This window comes from Paenibacillus hodogayensis (assembly GCF_039536325.1).
Lineage (GTDB): Bacteria > Bacillota > Bacilli > Paenibacillales > NBRC-103111 > Paenibacillus_AB > Paenibacillus_AB hodogayensis.
The window spans coordinates 651,750-672,819 of sequence record NZ_BAAAYO010000001.1; the positions used below are offsets into that span (position 1 = coordinate 651,750).

11 protein-coding genes are annotated in these 21,070 nt (G+C 56.2%); 2 read left to right on the forward strand and 9 right to left on the reverse strand.

Annotation, left to right across the window (positions count from 1 at the left end; all coding sequences use genetic code 11):
- The first annotated feature begins 33 nt into the window (after window positions 1-33).
- A complete protein-coding gene (locus ABD796_RS02530) occupies window positions 34-960 on the forward strand; it encodes a helix-turn-helix domain-containing protein (protein WP_344902331.1) in 927 nt (308 codons plus the stop codon).
- A 115-nt stretch (window positions 961-1,075) separates the two neighbouring features.
- On the opposite strand, the gene ABD796_RS02535 is transcribed toward ABD796_RS02530, so the two are convergent.
- The 9 genes from ABD796_RS02535 to ABD796_RS02575 all read right to left on the reverse strand — a co-directional run bounded on the left by ABD796_RS02535 (window position 1,076) and on the right by ABD796_RS02575 (window position 18,712).
- Window positions 1,076-4,210 carry a fibronectin type III domain-containing protein gene (locus tag ABD796_RS02535; protein WP_344902334.1) on the reverse strand — a complete coding sequence of 1,045 codons (3,135 nt, stop codon included), beginning with the start codon at window positions 4,208-4,210 and terminating at the stop codon, window positions 1,076-1,078.
- Window positions 4,211-4,867: 657 nt separating this feature from the next.
- Complete coding sequence (locus ABD796_RS02540; protein WP_344902337.1) at window positions 4,868-6,748, reverse strand: heparinase II/III domain-containing protein; 1,881 nt, start codon at window positions 6,746-6,748, stop codon at window positions 4,868-4,870.
- Window positions 6,749-6,832: 84 nt separating this feature from the next.
- On the reverse strand, window positions 6,833-7,858 hold the full coding sequence (locus ABD796_RS02545; RefSeq protein WP_344902339.1) for a dienelactone hydrolase family protein: 1,026 nt from the start codon (window positions 7,856-7,858) through the stop codon (window positions 6,833-6,835).
- Between the two features lie 92 nt (window positions 7,859-7,950).
- Window positions 7,951-11,352, reverse strand: coding sequence for a fibronectin type III domain-containing protein (locus tag ABD796_RS02550; RefSeq protein WP_344902342.1), 3,402 nt, complete (start codon window positions 11,350-11,352; stop codon window positions 7,951-7,953).
- Between the two features lie 210 nt (window positions 11,353-11,562).
- Window positions 11,563-12,450, reverse strand: a complete 888-nt coding sequence (locus tag ABD796_RS02555) for a carbohydrate ABC transporter permease (RefSeq protein ID WP_344902345.1) — start codon at window positions 12,448-12,450, stop codon at window positions 11,563-11,565.
- Window positions 12,451-12,474: 24 nt separating this feature from the next.
- Window positions 12,475-13,374: an ABC transporter permease gene (locus ABD796_RS02560; protein WP_344902348.1), complete on the reverse strand. Its 900-nt coding sequence runs from the start codon at window positions 13,372-13,374 to the stop codon at window positions 12,475-12,477.
- 81 nt (window positions 13,375-13,455) lie between these two features.
- A complete protein-coding gene (locus ABD796_RS02565; RefSeq protein ID WP_344902351.1) occupies window positions 13,456-15,168 on the reverse strand; it encodes an extracellular solute-binding protein in 1,713 nt (570 codons plus the stop codon).
- A 97-nt stretch (window positions 15,169-15,265) separates the two neighbouring features.
- Window positions 15,266-16,918, reverse strand: a complete 1,653-nt coding sequence (locus tag ABD796_RS02570) for a response regulator transcription factor (protein WP_344902354.1) — start codon at window positions 16,916-16,918, stop codon at window positions 15,266-15,268.
- A 33-nt stretch (window positions 16,919-16,951) separates the two neighbouring features.
- Entirely contained in the window at window positions 16,952-18,712 is a 1,761-nt protein-coding gene (locus ABD796_RS02575) for a sensor histidine kinase (RefSeq protein WP_344902357.1), read from the reverse strand.
- 267 nt (window positions 18,713-18,979) lie between these two features.
- Between ABD796_RS02575 and ABD796_RS02580 the strand changes: the two genes are divergently transcribed.
- Entirely contained in the window at window positions 18,980-21,019 is a 2,040-nt protein-coding gene (locus tag ABD796_RS02580) for an Ig-like domain-containing protein (protein WP_344902360.1), read from the forward strand.
- Window positions 21,020-21,070: the final 51 nt, after the last annotated feature.

The window sequence follows — 21,070 nt, forward strand, 5'->3', positions numbered from 1 at the left end:
TAGGACATCTCACGGCGACAGGGGGAGTTTTAGATGCGCGAACCGGACTTGGCAGCGCTTGCTCCGCGCGAAACGCTGGGAAAGCTGGAGCACAGCTATTTCCCTCCGTACGTGACGCTTGCGCACATTTTCACCGCCCCGCGGGAATGGCGGATGGATAGCCGGGTGCTCGAACAGTATGTGTTCGAATACGTAATCGGCGGTAAATCGGAGTATGTCGTAGAGGGAAGTACGTATTCGTTGTCGAAAGGGGACCTGCTCCTGTATCGGCCGTATGACGTTCATTCCGCGCGCGCCCTCCCGGACAGCGATTACGTCTCCATCTCGATCGTGTTTCATTTTGCCGACAACCCGTTTCCGTTCGAGGAGCTGTACCGGAACGAATATTACGTCGGCAACTTCGCCGACCGGCCGGCCGAGCAGTACCTTTACGAGCTTACCGCCAAATACAAGCAGTCCGGCCTGCATAACCGGATTTTGTGCCAAGGCTTGCTGCTGCTCATCCTGAGCGAAACGTCCGCCGGCAAAAAGGAAAGCAAGGCGCCGACGGGCAGCCAGCAAAAAAATTTGGCCCGCATGGTACAAATCAAAAAGCATATCGTCGAGCATCTCGACCGCGATATCGATCCGGCGGAGCTGGAGAAGCGGTTCGGACTGACGTGGAATTATATCATCAACCAGTTCAACAAGACGTTCGGCGTCACGCCCGTTCAGTTTTTGACATGGGCCCGGGTCGCCAAAGCGAAGCAGCTCGCGCTGCAAACGAAAATGTCGTTCAGCGAAATCGCGTATAGCGTCGGCTACAAGGACGTCCATACGTTCGGCAAAATGTTCAAAAAGAAGACGTCGATGAGCCTGACCGAATTTTGCGCCTCGGTGTGCGACCATGAATATTTCGTCACATGGCCGGAGGATGCGAAACCGGGGGCGCGAAGCCGAGCGGGGGCGCCGGTCGGATAGCGAGACTTGATGAAACGCTGATTCAGCGCGTCCCGGGGAAAACGGTCTCGCCTCAAGGTGAAAAAATCCGGACCCTCCGCGAAGGGGTCCGGATTTTTTTGGCCTGCCGACGCCGCTAAGGCATCTGATTCACTTTCACGAAAATCGGCTTCTCGCTGACGTTGACCGTTACATGCCCGCCATTGATTGGAAGTGCGGACGAGACGCCGTTCGTATTGCCGCTCTGCATCTGCATGAGCGTCGCCGACGATGGATTGCCCTGGAGAGCGAGCGAGTAGTTGTTGACGGTCGCGCGGCTGCTCGTCGGCGCCCAGACGACGTAGACGCCGCTATTGTCCGTCGCGCTCTTGAACTTGTAAATACGCACGTTCGGGTTGCCCGACGGCTGCTCGTCGGCATACCGCATGCCGGTAAGCGCGTTTTTCAACGTGTACACGTAATACCACGACAGTCTCGGCGTATGATCCGGCTTGGCGGTCACAAGACCGCTGCTCGCATATTGGCCCCAACTGTTCACATCCTCGTCGCGAATCATGAACATCGCCGCTTTGTCCACGCCTGCCGCCGCCAGTGCCAAATAGCTTCTGACGAGCCATTCCGCCTGGATGTCCTCCGCCGTCGCGCCGCCGATTGCCGGAGCTCTCTGCGGCGAATGCGAGTTGATGTCGTAGCCGAATTCGGTTATCCACAACTCTTTGTCCGGGAGGTACGCATTGCGGTAATCGACAACCTTCTTCATCTCGTCCTTCAAATTGCAAGCCTCCGGACTGATGCCGTAGCCGCTCGGGTCGAACGGTCCGGTGCGGCAATACGTATGGACGTTCAGCACGTCCGCCGGGAAGCTGCCGCCACGCTTCCAATCGGACCAAAACTTTATTGCCTGCAAGTAGTCGATATTGAGGCCGATCAAGCCGCCCATGACAAGTTTTGCGTTCGGATCGGCCTGCTTCACCCCGAACGTATTGCCCATCCGGCCCTGGTCGCCGTCGTAATCCGCGCTGGACATCGCCGCGAATTCGTATGGGGAGAAGTAAACGTCCTTCGTACTCCAGTTCGCGTTCGGCTCGTTGTAGTTTTCGAAGTATTGCAGCGTTCCGAGCCCGGTGCTGCGCGGCTGGTCGGGAGCGAGCTTCAGCTTGCTGTCCGCCACGGCTGTACTTCCATAGCGTGCGGCGTACTGGAACATATGATCCGCGTGAGCGGCGTAAGAAGCCGGAAGACTAGGGTCTGCTCCCGTTGGGACCGGCTTCCCGGACGCGTTCAGCCAGGGCACGCTTTGCTGAATGGCCGGAACCGTCACAATACCGGCGTTTTTCAAACCTTGATAATACGCGTCGAAGTTCCAAGGAGCGCTGCCGGCAACCACGTAGCTCGGGTTCCACTTGTTCCGGTTGTTCGGATACGCGTACGGATACGACGGCGCATAGTTCCCTTCATCCCAACCCCAGTTGTGGTATTCCCTGACGAATCCGGCCACCTTCATGACGTCCAGCGGCACGTCGATAAACGAGTTGATGCCGATAAATTGCTCCATCGTCGTGCCGGGCCGTGTCGTCGGAGCGGGCGGAACGGGCGGGTTCGGGATGCCGTTCGCCTGCCCGTACAGAACGATTTCGAACGGAACGGCCTTATCGAGCGCATTGTGCACTTCGACCCGGACAAAGCGGGTCGTCGTTTGCAGCGCCAGCCGGTCCCACTTGTCCCAGCCGTCCATGGACGTTTCGTGCTGCAGCGTCCAATTGGCGGGCGTTCCCGTATAAAATCTTACTTTTCCTCTGCCGGTATGATCGAACCAATACAGATCGCTAAGCGCGTATTCCGTGCCGAGATCGATAACCGCACTGGCCGGGTAATACAGGTCCTTATCCCCGGGCTTCCACTGTGTTGTCGGCCGCGGCTGCGCATTCGGGTTCTGCTTCGGGTCGCTGATCGCCTGCTCGTCGACGAGCATCCCGGCATCGCCGGTCAGCGTCTCGTTGAACACCATCGAAGAGTCGAGCATAATTTTGCCGCCGACCGCTCCCGTAGACGTCTTGGCGCTTGGCACGTTCGACAGGTCCGATACGTTGCCCGCCGCATCCTTCGTGCGGATCGCAAAATAATAGGTCGTGTTCGGGCTTAGGCCGGTGACGTTTTTCGCCTGCGCCGCGCCGGCGATATACGGCGTCGGCGCACCGGACACAAGGGTGGCATCCGCCCAGTTGGCGGTAATAATGGACGACGTGCTGTAGCGGATTTCGTAGGAGCTGGCCGTCCCCTTGTTGCCGTCGTCGCCCGGCGCCGTCCAGGTCAGATTGATCGAGGACGCAGCCGCATAGCCGAGCTTCAAGTCCGCAATCGGCGCGGGAGGCGTCGTGTCGGTCGCAGCGGACGGCAGCGTCTTGACGGTTGCCGCATTTGAAATCCCCGACTCGTTGCCTGCCGCATCCTTCGTCTTGATGGCGAAGCTGTACGTCGTATTGGCCGCCAGCCCTCCGACCGTGAAGCTTTGGCTCGTGCCGGCCGCCGCCGGAGCCGGCAAGCCTTGCGCTTGGGTGGCGGTCGCCCAATCGGCCTCCGTGAAGGACGGTCCCGTGCGGTAACGGATATCGTACGAGGCAGCCGTGCCTGTATTGCCGTTGTCGCCTGGCGCGGTCCACGTCAGCTTGACCGAAGACGACGTGACGTTCCCGTACGTCAAGTTCGTGACGGTAGCCGGCGGCGTCGTATCGCCCCCGCCGCTCGCAGGCGTGCCGTACAGCAAAATTTCCCCGATCTGAGCCTGGTAGGAGCTCATCGTCACGCGGACGTATCGCGTCGCAACCGTAACAGGGAACTGTTTCCAAACGAAAAAGTCGTTTGTATAATACGTGAACAAGCTGTTCCAATTGCCGGGATTTCCGGCGGAAATCGTAACGGAGTGCTGATCATCATACGAATCGAACAAATACACGTCCGTCAAATTGTACATCTGCCCCAGGTCGATATACGCGCTTGCCGGGTAAATGCCGGCGCTCCAGCCCGGCTGCCAGATCGTCGACATGACCGGCGTCTTGTCGCCGGCGCTCGGATTGCCAGCAGCCGCCTGCTCGTCGACGAGCTTCGTGGCATCGCCGCCCGACTCGTTCGTCACCATCGCGGGGGTCAGCGTAATTTTCGTTCCCGAGGCGTGAGCCGTCCGCTCCGGCAGCAGCGGCGCGGAACCGATCCATAAACAAAAAGCGAGAGCTATCGTAGTAAGCGAAGCTACCGATTTCTTGAGCTTGAACAAGTTACTTCCCTCCCCAGCCACCATTTTGCCTTACTCCCTTCCTTTCCAGGAGACTGTCGTGTATGCCTGTGCCGAATGCGCGCATCACCTCCCTTCAATGCTCATGGGAATAGCGGGCGTGAGACCGCCCGGGTACGCCTCGGAATCGCCTAGAATCGCCTAGCGCGTTCGGATGCAGCCCTGCTCAATATGGTCGGCCGCCATAACGACGAATTTTTGACTCTACCTCAAAATCAGTTCTTGACGCGATGTGAAGGTCCAGAGAGCCTCTTCTTCACCTAACGTCTTATGAAGTTAACGTCATATGAAGCATGAAGAAATTTGTACGATTTTTCACACAAGCTGTCACCAAAGCGACTCCAATTCATGCCTGTTGTGCGAAAAATCGTACAAAAAGAAAGACGCGTCATTCCAAAAGCGAAAATTTGTACGATATTTCATATAAAACACTCGTCATTGCCTGGAAAAGACCGTCTCCTGTGTGAAATATCATACAAAGCGGCGGCCTCCTTCCAACGACCTTCTCTCCCTGCGCGCTCCAGTCACATCATCATGGGTCAAGCACTGATCGGTTTTGAGCCGAATTTTTACCGGACTTTATGAGGGAAAGCCGGCTCATACGGCGAACGTCCGGCTTTTACGGTGAATGTTCGGCCCTTACGGTGAACGTCCGGCTCTTACAGTGAACGTCCGGCTTGCCTGCGCGACCGGCTGCCGTTCCGCAAGCACGAGTCGGTACATCCGCTCCCCCCAGTTGCCTTTCAGCCGGTCGTCCATCCAGTCGATTTTCTCGCAATGAGCATCCAGGGCAGCCGCGTCGTACTCGAGCTCGGCCCAGCGTCCGGCGGCGTATTCAAAGCGGAACCGCCCGGGAGCGGGCGACCGCGGCTCGCACGGCGTCATCCAGCTATATTCCACGCTCCCAGGCGGTTCGGCGAGCGAGAAATCGTCCGTAATCGCCAGATGCGGCCCGACGCCGCGCGCCAGCTTGAACGTGCGCCGCCACGACAGCAGGCCCGCCTCCTCCGGGTAAGCTTCGGCGATATCGAGCGACAGCTGCGCGGCCGCATCGTCCTGCCGGTACATCGCGTCCTTCGCCCGGTACGTCTTGCCGTTCCGCTGCAAAACGCCTCCGATCGTCGGCAAATTGTGATACTTGGACTGCACATACCACAGCTCGTAGCGGTCGGGACCGAACGTCTTGGCCTTGTATTCCTCGGTGCCGAGATCGACGAACAGCGGGCAGCCATCGGCAAAGACGATAAAGCTCCCGACGTCGTTATGGTTGTGCGACTCGAGATTGTGTCCGCCTTTAGCCGCTATGTACAAGCCCTGCTCGCTTCCTTCCCGCTCGCGCGCGGTCATCACCTGCGTATGAGGAAACCAGGCATCGCGAACGCAGGGCGCCTTCGCTCCGAGCGCTTCCCGCTCCCGCTCCTGAAACAGATTGCGGAGATGGCCGTATAGCCCGAACCAGCTGTAAATGACGGGGCCTCCTGCGCCGCGGCTCGCTCCAAATTGCATAAGCCGCTCATCGCCGATGCTTTTGCCGTACCGGTATATGACGTCCCCCTCAATGCCGGCTTTGGCGTCGCCGTCCGCAAACGCGGCGAAGTAATCGCCGGAAATATGCGCCTTGTAAATGTAGGCGCCGATGTCCTTCACAAGCGGCTCGGCAAACACGTCGATCCTCCCGCCCGAAGCTTCCCCCAGCAGCTCGAGACAGCCATACAGCCCCCCTCCCGAAGCTCCCCAGTACATCGGACCTTCGTCGCAGCAGCCGTCCGGCGAATACGTAAAGATAAAGGCGTCCAGGCTGCGCATGATTTTGCGCACTGCCCTTGCGCGTTCGGCCGCGTCCCGCTCCATCAGCAAGTAGCCCATCAAGGCGCCGCCGTTGCACCACGGGTTCCAGTTGTTGACGCGCGCCCCCTCCACGAAGCCCATCCACCAATAGTCGTCGTATGCCATATAAGGCTCGAGCGTTCTTGCCCGGACTTCGCGCTCGATGCGCCGGCGGATGCGCGCGCTGATCGCTTCGAGCGGCTCCTCCAGCAAATAATGAATCCAGGCGAGCAGCTCGGTCGTCGTGGCCGTGACGAGTTCGACGCGATGGTCGGATGGATCAGGCATGCATTCGTCCATGTTGCGCTTCGTATGCAGCCGGTGCAGCGGAGGGACCCACGTCGTCTCCTCGCAAACGGCCATAATGCCGTTGACGATCTGCCCGAGAAAGCGGCCCTGCCCTTCCATGCATTCCGCTACCGTCAGCATTCCGAGCACGCTGCGGCGTTCGAATACCGCGTCCATGTGACGGGACAAATTGCCGGTCGTCCAATACCCCCGGTAATCGTCCGCACGAATCGCCGGCCAGGCGTAGTCCGCGTATGTTTCCGCCAGTCCAATCCATCTTTCTCGGGTTCCTTGAGGAAGACTGTCCCAGGCAGACCGGTCGCCGGCTTTCGGAAAAGGCGCAATCCGCTCCGGCGGAAGCAGCAGCTCTTCGAGGTCTGCCTGCCCGTATCGTTCCATCAGCATATATCGGTTCTCCTTTCATCTCCCTTTCTCTTGCCTTTCTCTTGCCTTTCCTCTTGCCCTGGCCCTGCTCCCTTACAGCAGCCCTTACAGCCACCTCAACAACCAATCGTAAGCTTGGGCGCCGCTTATGACGTGACCGCCCTCGAACGTATCGCGGGCGAATTTCTCTTCTTCACCGAGCAGCCGGTACACGGCAGCGATTTGCCCGCAAGCTTCGTCGGCAGCCGACAGGGGGAAAATCGGGTCGTCCGTCCCCGACTCGACGAGCAGCGGCCGCGGAGCGATCAGACCGACGATGTCCGGCTGCTCGGCGTACCGGAGCAGACCGGGAATGTAATTGTCCACGCAATGATGGACGGACAGGATGCTCGCCCGAAACGTGTTGACGTACCCGCTGACGACGACCGCCTTCAGCCGTTCGTCGAGCGCGGCTGCGAACGAGGCGACGAGCCCGCCGCCGGATATGCCCATGCAGCCGATCCGTTCCGGATCGATCTCGGGCCGCCGCGCTGCGTAATCGACGGCGCGTATCGTCTCGTAGACGCGGTGACCGGCCATCGTAAGCCCGAGCTGAAGCAGGTACGTGGATATTTCGTGACAGGAGCTGTACCCGTCCCCGTCGGCCTCCGCTTTCGTCCTCCGGTCGCCGAAGCCGAGCAGCTCCGGAACGATGACGACAAATCCCCGCTTCGCCAGCTCCACGGCAAAATGGCGCTGGTAGCCGGGCTCCATCGCCGCGGACACGCCGTCTGGCCGAAGGTTCGTAATTTCCTTGCTGCCATAGCCGTGCCCGTGACAAGCGACGACAGCGGGCAGCCGTCCGTCGCGCCGCGCGGGAACAAGTACATACACCGGCATCGTGAGTCCCGGGAACGTAACAAGCTCCACGCGCTGCCGCACGTATGCTCCGCAGTCCACTTCTTCCACGAGCTTGGGCTGCAGATCGGCCGCATTGTCCGGGAAACCGCCGAGACTCGCCGCAAGCCTTTCTTTCAGTTCGCTCCTCCACACGCCCCACTCCGCCTCGCTCTGCGCTCGGAACCGGAATTCCGGCTTTATGCTGCGGTACAGCGCCTCCAAATAATCGTCGGGATGCCACATTTGGCCCATTCGATAACCCGCTCCTTCCCGGCTGCCGCCTTGCGGCCAAGCGGTCCGGTTTGCCCGAAAAAAGCGAACCGGAGCCGTTTGGCGGAGGCACTTTATTTCGACTGATTCAAAAGCCACGTATACACGTCCGGATTGTCGTACGTCTCGGTCCAGCCTCCGTGACCGTCCTGCTGATAAATCGTCAGCAGAGGAGACGGATTCGGCGGAACCGGACTGTTGGCCATAAAGTCCAACAGCCACTCGATTCTTCGTCTCTGGATCATTTCGTCCGTCCTGTTGGCAAACATCCAGAGCGGAATATTGTTCATGCGGAAAGCGTTCAAAGGATTGAACAGGTACGTATTGCCGGTCTCGTCCTCGAACCATTTCATCTGCGGAGCCACCGGCAGGACGGCCGCCACCTTCTCCGGATGCTCGTTCGCGTAGTACAGCGCTCCTCCTCCGCCGACGCTGAGGCCGGTGACATAAATGCGCTGCGGATCGATCGGGTAACGCTTCATGGCATCGTTCACGATGCTGTCGATCAAGCCAGGCGTATACCATCGCAGAACCGGATTTCTCCATGGCAATTGAGGCGAGATGACGATAAACGGCATTTCTTTCCCTGCCGCGATCAGCTTGGGCGGCCCGTGCTTCTTCACCTTTTCGATATCGGAGCCGTCTTCCTCCTGTCCGTGCAAAAATAACAGCAGCGGGTACTTTCCGTTCGGGCTGCGGTACGTTTCCTCCGGCTGATACGCCAAATAGTTCAAATTGCCGGCGTTCGCCACAGGGGAATTGAATGAGACGACCTTATGCCGCACCTCGAGCTTATCAGTCGAGCCGTAAACCGGACCGAAGCCCGTTGTCTGCCCTTCGCCGACCCAATACGTGTAGTACGTCCGGTTGTCGGCAAGGGCGCCGCTCGTTGCCTTCAGCAGCTTGCCGGCATCCGCCGCCGCGACCGGAATGACGCCGCGCGCCGCGACCGAACCGCCGACCGCTCCTTGCGCCGCCGCCTTGATCGCGGCCGCCGTCGGCGATCCTTGCGCCGCATTGTAGACGACGTAGTAAAGGCTGCCGGCTTCGTTCGAGCTTGCGTACAGATCGAGCGTCGACGCCCCGCTGAGGACGTAACCCCCGGGCGCCGCTGCGGTCGTCGCCGTGGCGAAGGCGATCGGCGACACGTTTCCGACCTCGTCAGTTGCCTTCAGGGAAAAATAATACGTCGTGCCCGGACGCAGCCCCTTCATTGTCATCGTCTGCTGCGTCCCGGCGATCGCCGGGGAGGGCATGCCGAACGCTCGCTCGGCGCTGTTCCAATTGGCCGCGCTGATCGGCGACGTGCCGTAACGCAGATCGTAAGCTGCCGCCGTGCCCGTGTTGCCGTCGTTGCCCGGCGCGGTCCAGGCGAGCTGCACGGACAGCTTGTCGGAGCCGGTTGCGCTCAGCCCGGCCGGAGCCGATGGCGCGGTCATATCGGCTGTCCCCGTCGTCGTCGCGCTGACCGAAGCGGAGACGGGACCCGCATTGCCCGCTTCGTCCTTCACTCTGGCCGCAAAATGGTAGGTCGTGCCCGGACGAAGGCCGCTCACCGTGACGGCGTCGTCGTCGCCCGGCGAATGCGGAATGGCGTAAATGTCCGCCTTGATCGCTTGCTCCCAGTTGCCGGCGGTTATCGGCGTCGCGGCATACCGCACCTCGTATTCGGCGGCCGCGCCCCATGCGCCGGAGCGTCCCGGCAGGACGAGATCGTCATCGCCTGGCGCCTTGAACGCCAGCTTCACCGCTGTCGACCCTGCCGCCGTCGCCGCAAGTCCTCCGATCGCTCCGGGCGCGATCCGGTCGGGCAAAGCCTGCAGCCGCGGCGCTCGCAGCACTTCCTTCGGCTGGCTCGGGCTCGACCACGACACCTTCACATTGCCCGACTTGTCCTCGGCCTTGTATTCGGCGCGGATCTCGGCAGACTGATTGGCCGACAGCGCGATCGCGGCGGTCTTCTCCGCATCGGTCGGACTATCCCATGTATCGATCAGCAGTTGCCGGTTCACCCATAGGCGGATGCGGTCCTTCGCCGTCGTTTTGGCGTAAAACGTATACGTTTCGCTATAGGCCGGCGTCAGCTGTCCTTCCGCCCGTACTGTAAAGGCCGGCGTCCACTCGGCGGGATTATCCCATCCGTACAGCTCGAACCGGTCGAGCAGTTTGCGGACTCTCAGCGTGCCGAACGTCGGATCGTTGAACATGTCGACGATCATGCCCGCGTTTGCGTAGGAGTAGTCCCATTTCGTCATGACCCCGATCGAATTTGAAAGCCCCGCCACATTGCCCGCCTCGTCCTTCGCCCTGACGTTGAAGCTGTAACGCTGCCCCGGGACGAGCCCGCTCACTGTCAGCGCCTCCCGGCTTCCCGCGTTTTGCGGCGTTATCGTCTGCGGGAATACCGTCGCGCCCGACCAAGTATCCGGAAAGCCCGTTATGGTCGACTTTGCGTAACGCACCTCGTACGAGGACGCTCGGCCTGCATTCCCGTCGTCGCCCGGCGCGGTCCAGCTCAGCACGGCGGTCGTCGCGGTCGGAGACGAAGCGGTCAGATTCATAATCGCGGCCGGCGGAGTCGTATCGGTCGATGCCGCCGGGGCGGTCGTTACTCTCGGAACGTTGGACAAGCCAGATACAAGCGAAGCCTTGTCGGTGGTCCGGAGTGCAAAATAATACGTCGTATTGGCCGCAAGCCCCGTTACCGTATAGCTCTGGCTTGTGCCCGCCACGGCCGGAACCGGCAGCCCGGATGCTCGTGTTGCGGCCGCCCAGCTTGCTTCGTCCGTAATCGGAGACGCGCGGTAACGAATATCGTACGAGGACGCCGTCCCCGTGTTGCCGTCATCTCCCGGCGCCGTCCACGTCAGCTTTACGGAGGACGACGTAACGTTGCTGTACGTCAAGTCCGTTACCGCCGCCGGAGGCACCGTATCGGTCCCCCCGCCGCCCGAGGGCGTGCCGTACAGAACGATTTCGCCGATCAAGGCCTGGTGCGAACTCATGGTTACGCGAACGTAACGGGTCGCTACGTTGACCGAATGGCCGTACCACTTGAAATATTGGTTGGTCGTATAGTCGAACAGCTTCGACCAACTGCCCGGACTGCCGTAGGAGATTTCCACGTTCCCGTTATCGAACGAATCGAACAGCAGCACCTCCGTCAAATCGTATGTACGGCCCAAATCGATGGAGGCGCTGGCCGGGTAAATGCCGCCCCCCCATCCGGGCTGCCAAGCCGTCGTCATATTGCCCGCGTCGCCGTCCTTCGGAGTGCCCGCCTGGGCTTGCTCGTCCACCAGCAGCGTCGCGTCGCCATTCCCCGACTCGTTCGTCACCATCGAAGGCGTCAGGACGATTTTCGTCCCCGCGGCATAAGCGGTCGGGGGCCCGAGCAGCGGCGGCTGTCCGACGAACAGCGCTGCCGCCAATACGGTTGCGGCCAAGGTGGAAAGCCTTCGTTTGAGCGTTTGCATATCGATTCCCTCCTTCATTTGCGTGTGAAAAAACTATTCGAAGCTGCCGGCTGAATGCGTGCGGCATCCCCTCCTCTCCGTCTTCCCTTCCCAAAAAAAACGAAGCGCGTCCAAACATTCTCTCTCGGATCGTCGAGGAAGGTATGGCTGCGCTTCGCGGTTGGTGGATCTTTATGTCGTCAATACCCGGCCAGATTAGCCGGAACCGGTCTATTCCTTCACGCTCCCGAGGACGATGCCGCTCATGAAATATCGCTGCAGAAGCGGGTACACGCACAGGACAGGAAGCGCTCCCAGAAAAATTTGCGCCGCGCGAATCGCCCGGTCGTTCAGCTCGGACAAGAAGCGCATCTGCGTCGGATCGTTAATTTGCGTCATATCCATCTTGACGATAATCGTCTGAAGGTAACTGGCAAGCGGATAATGCGCGGTGTCGTTCATGTAAATCAAGCCGGAAAACCATTCGTTCCAATGGCCGACGACCGTAAACAACGTAATGGTGGCGATCGCGGGCATCGACAACGGGACGGAGATGCGCCATAACGTCTGCCAGTGGCCAGCGCCGTCGATAAAAGCCGACTCGGCCAGTTCCTTCGGCAAGCTGCGAAAAAAATTCAGCAGCAGGATGACGTTAAAAACCGGTACGGCCCCCGGCAGGACAAGCGCCCAGATCGAATCGAGCAGCCCGAGCTCCTTGACGACGATATAGGTCGGGATCAGCCCCCCGCTGAACAGCATCGTAAACACGAATATCCAGGAGTAGAGCGTCCGCAGCCGGAACTGCGACGTCTCCTTGGACAGCGGGTATGCGGTCAATACGACGAGCAGCATATTGACGACGACGCCGAGCAGCACCCGCTGGACGGCAATCCCCATCGAGACGAGAAATTCCCGCTTGGCCGCGACGAAGCTGTATGCCCGGGCGGTAAACTCGACCGGCCACAGCGTCACCCTACCCGCCTCGATGGCCGCCGCCGAGCTGAACGACACGGCGAGCACATTAAGCAAAGGAAGCAGACACATGACCGATATCGCGGTCAGGAACAAATAGTTGAATGAGGCGAATACAGCGCGGCCCCATGTTTTATGCTGAACCATCCCCATCTTCTCCCCTCGGGTGCGTCAAAAAATGCGATAGTTGGCAAACCGGTAAGCAAGCCCGTAGGAGACCGATATCAGGACGAACGAAATGACGGATTTGAACAGCCCGACCGCCGTCGCTACGCCGTACTGGCCGTTGCCGAGGCCGATCCGGTATACGTAAGTGTCCAGAATGTCCCCAGTCGAATAGACGGCGGGACTGTACAGATTGAACACCTGATCGAAGCCGGCGTTCAGCACGTTGCCGAGGCTGAGCGTCAGCATCAGCACGATGATCGGCGTCATCCCCGGCAGCGTGATGTGCAGCGTCTGCTTCCAGCGGCCGGCTCCGTCGATAACGGCCGCCTCGTACAACGCCGGATTGATGCCCGTCAGCGCGGCCAAATAGACGATGGTGCCGAACCCGAACTCCTTCCATACATCGGCAGCAACCAGCACGTAAGGGAACCATTGCGCGTTTCCGAGAAAAAATATTTTAGGCAGACCGAGCCAGCTTATAAACGCGTTCACCATGCCGACCGTGGGGGACAGGACGTCGAGCAAAATGCCTGCCAGAATGACCCAAGACAAAAAGTGCGGCATATATATCACTGTTTGCACAGAACGTTTAAACAGTTGTTTGCGGATTTCGTTGAGCAGCAGCGCCGTCGCGATCGGGGCGATCAGCCCGGCCGCGATTTTCATGACGGAAATAAACAGCGTATTGCGAATGACCGTCATCGTATCGGGCAAGCCATACACGTATTTGAAATTTTCCAATCCGATCCACTCGGAACCGAACAGCCCTTTGGCCGGAATAAATTTCTGGAACGCGATGGCGATGCCCGCCATCGGTCCGTAATGGAACAGGAGCACGAAAATCAAACCCGGCAATATCATCGCATGCAGCGGCAGTTCCAGCTTCCATCTCTTGCTGCTCATCAGCTTACCTCCCAACCATACCGTGAATGCCGGCGCCGTTAGGGGACGCAAGACGTCATCCTCCGTCCCCCGCGCTGCCGATTATTGAAGCTGGCCGCTCTCGTTCACTTCGTCCAATATTTGTTTGCCGCCCTGCTCCATCCATTTTTTGACGAAATCGTCGAAGGAGTCGAGCGGTTTCGCGCCGATGATAATTTCGGTGAACGATTTCACCTCCAAATCCCGCAAAGACGGGCCTTTAGCCGTCATCGTCTGCGTCGGGGCGCCGAGATAAGCCGTTTGCACCACTCGGTTCTCCTTCTTGTATTTGCCGAGCACCTCGAACACGCCGCCGGCGTTCCACAGCTTCTCCTTCGACCACATGTTCAAATCGCCGTTCTTGTACTTGACGACACTGTCGTATTCCGCTTTATCGGCCTGGTTCAGCTTGGAGCCGTCGCCTTTTTGCAGCGCTTCCAATACGGCATAGTGCGTTTCCTGGTTTTTCTCGGGAAGACCGCCGTTGATCGGAGGATACATGTGCACGTTGTACACCTGACCGTTCCCTTCGTCGACCGTATGGTAGATGGCCACGTCTTTTGTCTCTCCGTAGAGCTTCTCCATCGTATAGTTGAGCAATTTGAACACCGCTTCGGGATGCTTGGAGCTTTTGCTGACCACCCAGAATTGCGCCGGCAGCCCGCCCGTGCTCTGGGCTTTGACCGGCTTGGCGTCCGCGGAGACAAGCGGATAGACGCCCCAGTCCGCCTCGGGATTGTCTTTCTTCATATTATTGATCGGCCATGTCGGGACGAAGAAAGCGCCGAACGTCATGCCTACTTTGTTCGAGGTGGCAAGCTCCGCCGATTTGTTGCCGTCGATAACGCTGAACTCGGGGTAGATCGCCCCCGCCTTGAACAGCTCCTGCAGCTTGCCAAGCGCGGTTTTCATCTCGGGCTGGGTATCGGCCCACATCGCCTTGCCGTCCGGTCCCTTCAGGAACATCAGGTTCGTGCCGGAGCCTTTCGTCGGATTGTACGGATACGCATGATAGCCGTTGAAGAAGCCGTCGAGACCGGACCAGCCGTTCCACAGGTTTTGGTCCAGACTAAGACCGTACGTATCGTTTTTGCCGTTTTTGTCCGGATCGTTTTTCGTAAACGCGAGCGCGATTTTGATCACGTCGTCCATCGTCTTCGGCGGCTCGAGACCGACGTTTTTCAGCCAATCGTTGCGGATGAACAGCATCGGGGCGTCGTCGCGGCTGCCGCCGCCATTCGGAATTCCCATCAGCTTGCCGCCGACGGAAGCGGTTTTGAGCGGAATGCCGTTTCCGGATTCCAATATTTTTTTGGACAGATCGGAGGCGTACTTCTTGTAAATCTCGGTCAAATCGGTAATTTGTCCGGCCTGAACGAGCGTCTGGAACTGCTGGGCGTCGACGAGCATGAAGTCGGGGAGATCGCCGGACACCATCATCACGTTCATTTTGTTCTGATACTGCTGGTCGCTCACTTTCCATTTGTTTTTCAGCTTGATGCCCAGCTTGCTTTCGTAGTCGCGCATCCAAATGTTGTTATCGTACGATTCCCCCGCTTTGAACTTCACGCCGGCGTTGACCGAACGAACGGTCGTATAATCGATCGGCGGGTCGTATTTGGCGAACGGGCCGTCGTCGCCCGCCGTCTGCTTCGGCGGCACGGGATCGCCCGATTCCTTTACGCCGTCGCCGCCATTCTTATTGCATGCGGCAGAAACCGTCACCATAGCCGCTAGCGCAATGATTGCCCATAACGTCCGTTTCTTGCCAATCATTCGTCTTCCCCCCTGTACGGCTTGATCTTTCCTACAATTTTATTATGAGCGACGGCGAAAACGGGGAAAACAGGAAAATTTGGCTTCTCTTATCCTTTTATATCCTCTTTCCTTTGTCGCGAAATTCCTGGGGGGTGAGCCCTGTCGCTTTTTTGAAAAACCTTGTAAAATACGGCGCAGACTCGTACCCGACCCGCACGCTTACTTCGTGGATTTTCAGCTGGGTTTCGCCAAGCAGACGCTTCGCCTGGACGAGCCGGGCTTCGGCGATCATATCGGTAATGTTGCGGCCCGTCTGCTGCTTGTACAGCCGCGACAAGTAAAACGGAGTCAAGTATACGACTTCCGCCAATTGACCGAGCGACAAATCGCCTCCCAAGTTCGCCGCCACGTAATCGTGCACGCGCCGGACAACGCCGTTCGTTTCCTGCTCGCGCTCGCTCGCCATATTCTCGAACAGCAGATGCGCCAGCCGGCGGAAAAAATCGGTCACCTCCGACCACGTCTCATGCTCCTTGATCGAAAACAGCTTGTTCATGTTGATTTTCCCGGAAATGTCCGCGAACAGGTCCCGCCGGTTCATATGGGCGATAAATACGGCGGCGAGCGAATAAAACAGCTCCAGCGTCGTCCCGTCCCGGAACGACTGCCCGCCGCACACCGAATGCATCATTTCCTCATATAAACGGCTGAATTTGTCCTGGTTTTTCTGCTCCAAATATTGATCCAGCAGTTGGATTTTTCTCGTATCGTTCCGTTCGCCCCGGGACGAGCCTTCTGCTGGCCGCTGATCGGAAAGCAGCATTTCCGTGCCGATCCCGAGCCCTTTGACGAACAGCCAGTTCAGCCGCTCGTACTTCTCGGGCAGCCGCTCCCATTCGCAAGGCTCGCTTCCGACAACGAACGAGCAAGCCAGCTTCAAATATTGCTTGCACGCCGTTTGAATCGATTCGATCGTCCCCAGCATAAACCGGTGCATCGGCTCCGCGTCTGGGCCCGCAGCGGAAGCAACGGATATTCCCTGCCCTTCCTTCGGCTGCATCAGCCATATCATGCGGTTTTGTTCGCCGCTCAAATGAACGAGATGCACCCGCTCGGCGAAAAACTCTTCGAAAATGTTATTGACGGAATACGTGTAGAGCGGCTTGTCGGCGGGACTCGCCCCTTCCGGCCAGCCGTCCGCCCGGCCGAGCGCCAGCATGACCGGCTGCTCCGCATTGAGCGCGATGCCAAGCTCTGCGAATCGGACCGAGCGCATCTCCGTATTCGACTCTTCGCCCTTCAGCAGCTCCAGCATGTACTCCTTGCGCAGCGTCGGGAGCGCTTCGGTCATCCGGTTGCGCGCATTGGCGATCAGTTTGTCGTACGTCACCTCTTCGGCAATCCGGCGCACAGCTTTATCAACCGCCTCGCCGATAGCCGGATCGCCCTCCGTCTTCAGCACATAGTCGAGCGCACCTCCGCGGATGGACGACTGAATGTAATCGAAATCGTTGTAGCCGGTCAAAAAAATACATTTGCAGCGGGGCCACAGCCGCATCACTTCCCGCTGCAGCTCGATGCCGTTCAGCTCAGGCATCTGGATGTCGGTAAGCAAAATATCGATCCGCGTCCTGCGGGAAATGTCCAGAGCCATCTTCCCGTCGTACGCCCGGTATACTTCCAGCGGCAAGTCGGGCCTGTGCTGGAACAAATCAAACAATCCCTCGACAATGATCGGTTCGTCGTCGACGATCAGCAGTCGGTACATCCGTTATTCGCCTCCCTGATTCTGCATGTTCAATTACGGTTCCTCGACTTGCAACGTCAATACGACCTTCATTCCCCCCATACCGCCGCGCGTTACGGTGATTCCGCTCCGGTTTCCGAATCTGAGCCGGAGACGCCGATGCACATTCAAGAGCCCGGTATACTCTACATCCGGCCCTTGGTCGGCCAGCTCGAGACGCAGCTTGTGCAGCGTTTCGTCCGTCAGTCGGGAGCCGTTGTCCTCGACCGAAATGAGGATGGCCTCGTTCCGCCTTTCGATCTCCACCGCGATTTTGCCGCCCGTCCGTTTATCCTCCAGCCCGTATTTGTAGGCGTTCTCGATGATCGGCTGCAGAAAGAGACGCGGCACGGGCAGTCTCGCGCAATCGTCGGGCAACTCGGCGAAATCGCATTGAATCCGGTTCGAGAAGCGGATGTTCTGGATTTCCGCATACGTGCGGGCATGGTTGATTTCCGCTTCAAGCGGCACTTCGTCCGCGGCGCTTCGCGTGATGTACTGAAAATATTCGCCCAAGTAGCGGCTGAATCGCGCAATGCTGTCATTGTCGTTAATCTGCGCCAGCCGGTACAGGATGAAAAACGAATTGTACAAAAAATGGGGGTTGATCTGCGATTGCAGCTGCTTCAGCTCCGAGCTTTGGGCCCGGATGCGCTGCTCGTACACCTCGTGAATCAGCACCTTCAGCTTGCCGACCATCGTGTTGAAATGCCGGAACAGATACACGAATTCATCACCCGTTTGCGGTAATGGCGTCGGCTGGTACTGACCGTCTTCCACTTTGCGGAACGCGCGGATCAGCTTATGCAGCGGCCGGTGAATCGAGCGGAATATCAAATACGAGTACAAGATGATAATGGCCGTCGAGACGGCGGACAGCAGCCAGAATAAGCTGCGGTACCATTCGATTTTCCCGAACAGCTGATCGTAAGGAATATAGGAGCTCAAATAGGAACCGAGAGTCGGTGAATATTGATAGGTGACCAGATACGTTTCGCTTCCGATGCGGACCGATTCGATGCCTTCCCGTTTGCCTTGCTCGTACTGCCGCTCGATAAACCGCGTCAAGGTCTGCCGCACCGTATCGTCGCTTGCGCTGTATACGTTCCAGTGGCGCCGGGGATTGATCAGCGCGGCTCCGGATCGTTCATAGTCCGCAAACTTCCCGAGCATGCCGCGGATCATCTCGGGATCGAGCTCCACCGTCAGCGCGAAGGACGGCTTGCGGGTCCAGTAGCCGGATTCGGGAAATCCGAGCCCGATAAACAACCGATCCTGCCAGGCGATAATCGGCAGCTCGCCCGTATAGGGAAGCTCCCGGTAAGCCGACTCGATGGCCGCATACTCTTCCGCAATCTCATCGGTAATCGACCGTTCCGTGGATAGCGTGCGGTCCAGCGTCAAAATATGGGCGCCGGCGCTCTTGATGTAGACGCTGGAGTTTTTAATGATACGCAAGTTGCTCTCGATGCGCATGACCGCATCGTTCCGTTCCAGCAGCGTCATCGCCCCGTTTAGAAACGTATAGTGCTGCAGCGACTTGTCCATCGCGCTTTCCTGAAGCAGCTTGATAATATGCTCCTTTTCCAAAACAAGCGCATTCAAATAAAATTCGACCCTCGATTGCTGCGACTTGGACAGCTCGTTGCGAACGCTCGTCTCGCCCAGCCGATTCATCACCAGGCCGAGCACGTACAACGGAGCGATAACGAGCAAAAACGCGGCAATCAGCTTCGGAAAAATCGTCAGCTTGCGATTCCTTCCCCACCAACGCATCCTATCCTCCCCCTTGTATCTTAGTCCGGCTACACTGGCGTGCAAGCGCTTATAGATCAAAAAGAGCAAGCCCCATAAAATTGGAACTCGCTCCTCTCGCGTCCGAAATTCATATCCATTATGGACGAGATAGTTGTTGATGTACAGATCAAAATGATATCTTTTTCCTTTTTTTGTTATCTTTTCATATCCAATTATTGATACGTTACGTATCATATGATATTCTTAGATCGATCCAATACGTAACGCAATGAGGAGGAAGAGAGTTTGAAATCAAAGATTATAGTAGCAACAAGTATTTTTTTGTTTTTTAGTGTTATAGGCATATTTAACACCAATTTTATAGCCAAGGCTAGCAACAATGTTTCTCCAAATCTAACTGTACTTGAACAGGTCTATGGGAGAATTTTTGATTTTAATACAAATCAATTACTTTACTTGGATTTATCTGGAACATTAAAAATTGTAGACAGGAATACTAGGCAAGAAACTGTGGTCGCTACAGATTTGAAGCCTATGTACGGTTATCTACACCTTAAAGGTGCTATTTTTGTAGGAGAAAAAAATGGTACTCGAAGAGTTTATGATTGGCGAAATGGGAATATTGTCGAAATAGAAAAAATAAATTCATCAGACACTTTAAAAGTTACGGGTAAGTATGCTACATATTCTTCGTGGCCTACACTTTTAAGAACAGATGTTATCTTACGTGATTTAGATAGCGGAACTAATATTAGTATGGCTGCAGAAACCGGTAAAGATGGTGGTAACATTGGATTTGATATCAATAGTGATGGTGAAATTGTCTTCTGGTCATCAGGGGATTATAATATACAGCATTACTCAAAAGGGGTTCATACTATACTAACAAACAACCATGATAATCTTCAGAATATTAACCCTAAGATTGATAAAAACGGAGAAAGTGTGATTTTTATAAGAACAGAACCGTGTTGCTCCAACGATGCAAAAAAGAACCTTATTCTTGTAGATCTACCAAGTAAAAATGAGGTTGTTATTGCTCCATTGACTGATTCTGACGTGAGTATAATTGATATACACAATGGATGGATTGCTTATAGTTATCGCTTAAGCGCTACCCCTTATGAATGGCCCGCTCGACAACAGCTTGTTATTAGGTCTCCATCTGGAGAAAAACAAGAATTTATTAGAAATAATACTTCTCGCACCGACAAACTTGTAATGGGAAATAACGGGGAAGTAATATTCAGGGATAACGAAGGGGTGTACCTAGCAAAATTTGGTTCTGAAAAAGTTATCAAATTGTCCGACGATGCGAGTTCTCTCAATCGTTACATCCAACGAGATGGAGTCTGGTATTTCATCACAGATGGCGTTTTATATTCTGTGAACACTACCTATGTACCCGTTCAGCGAATTTACTTTGATCTTGATCATTACGAATTCCCACCAGATTCTTATCGCTCTATCCAATTGACACCAAAATTCCAACCAGAACATGTATCCAATTGGGATGTTGACTGGTTCTCAACAGATAATGATATCGCAAGCCCAAATAGAAAAGGACTTGTTGAGGTTTCACCTATAGGCGGAACAGCAACTGTTACGGCAAGAACGGTTGATGGTGGTTTTGAATCAAATGTCACTTTTGAGGTTTACTCGCGTGTAAGAGAAGTGAAACTTGAAAAAAAATGGATCCCTTTAGAGTATCCACAATCTATAAAATTAAATGCCACTATTACTCCGGCAAATGCACATAATCAAAAGTTAATTTGGAGTTCGAGCACCTCCAGTGTTGCTACAGTAGATCAGAACGGAAATGTTCAAGCTGTTTCTGATGGTTCCACCGTAATAACCGTTACTACGGTTGATGGAGGTTACACGGATACTGCCGAAGTTTCGGTATTCACAGTTGATAGAACGCCTCCAGTAATAACTAGTCTAGGAGTCGTAGTTTCTGAAGTATTCTATCCCGCAATTATTGATAAATCAAATAATGAAATCATAATCACGTTACCAAAAATTATGTACAATTCTGGTAAGCATATTCTTACAAATGTTGAAATAAACGCCCCTAACAATACGCAATTAGATCTAACTGTTGCGGGTCAAAAAAGGAAACTTTTCTTTAGCGGAAGTAGTGGAAACAGGGTATTTACTACACAACAGATATTTGGAGTTGAAAATGACCCTGAGGATCACGGAATTCCTATTTGTCAGTGTCAGCAGATCATTAAACAATTTCCTCAAGTAACAGGTATACTTACCGATTACAATGGAAATCAATCGATGGGCACGTACACGATAAAATTAAATTTTGAGTAAAGTATGGCCCCCTCGTTGTTATAAGAGGGGGTTATATTATCTTGATGTACA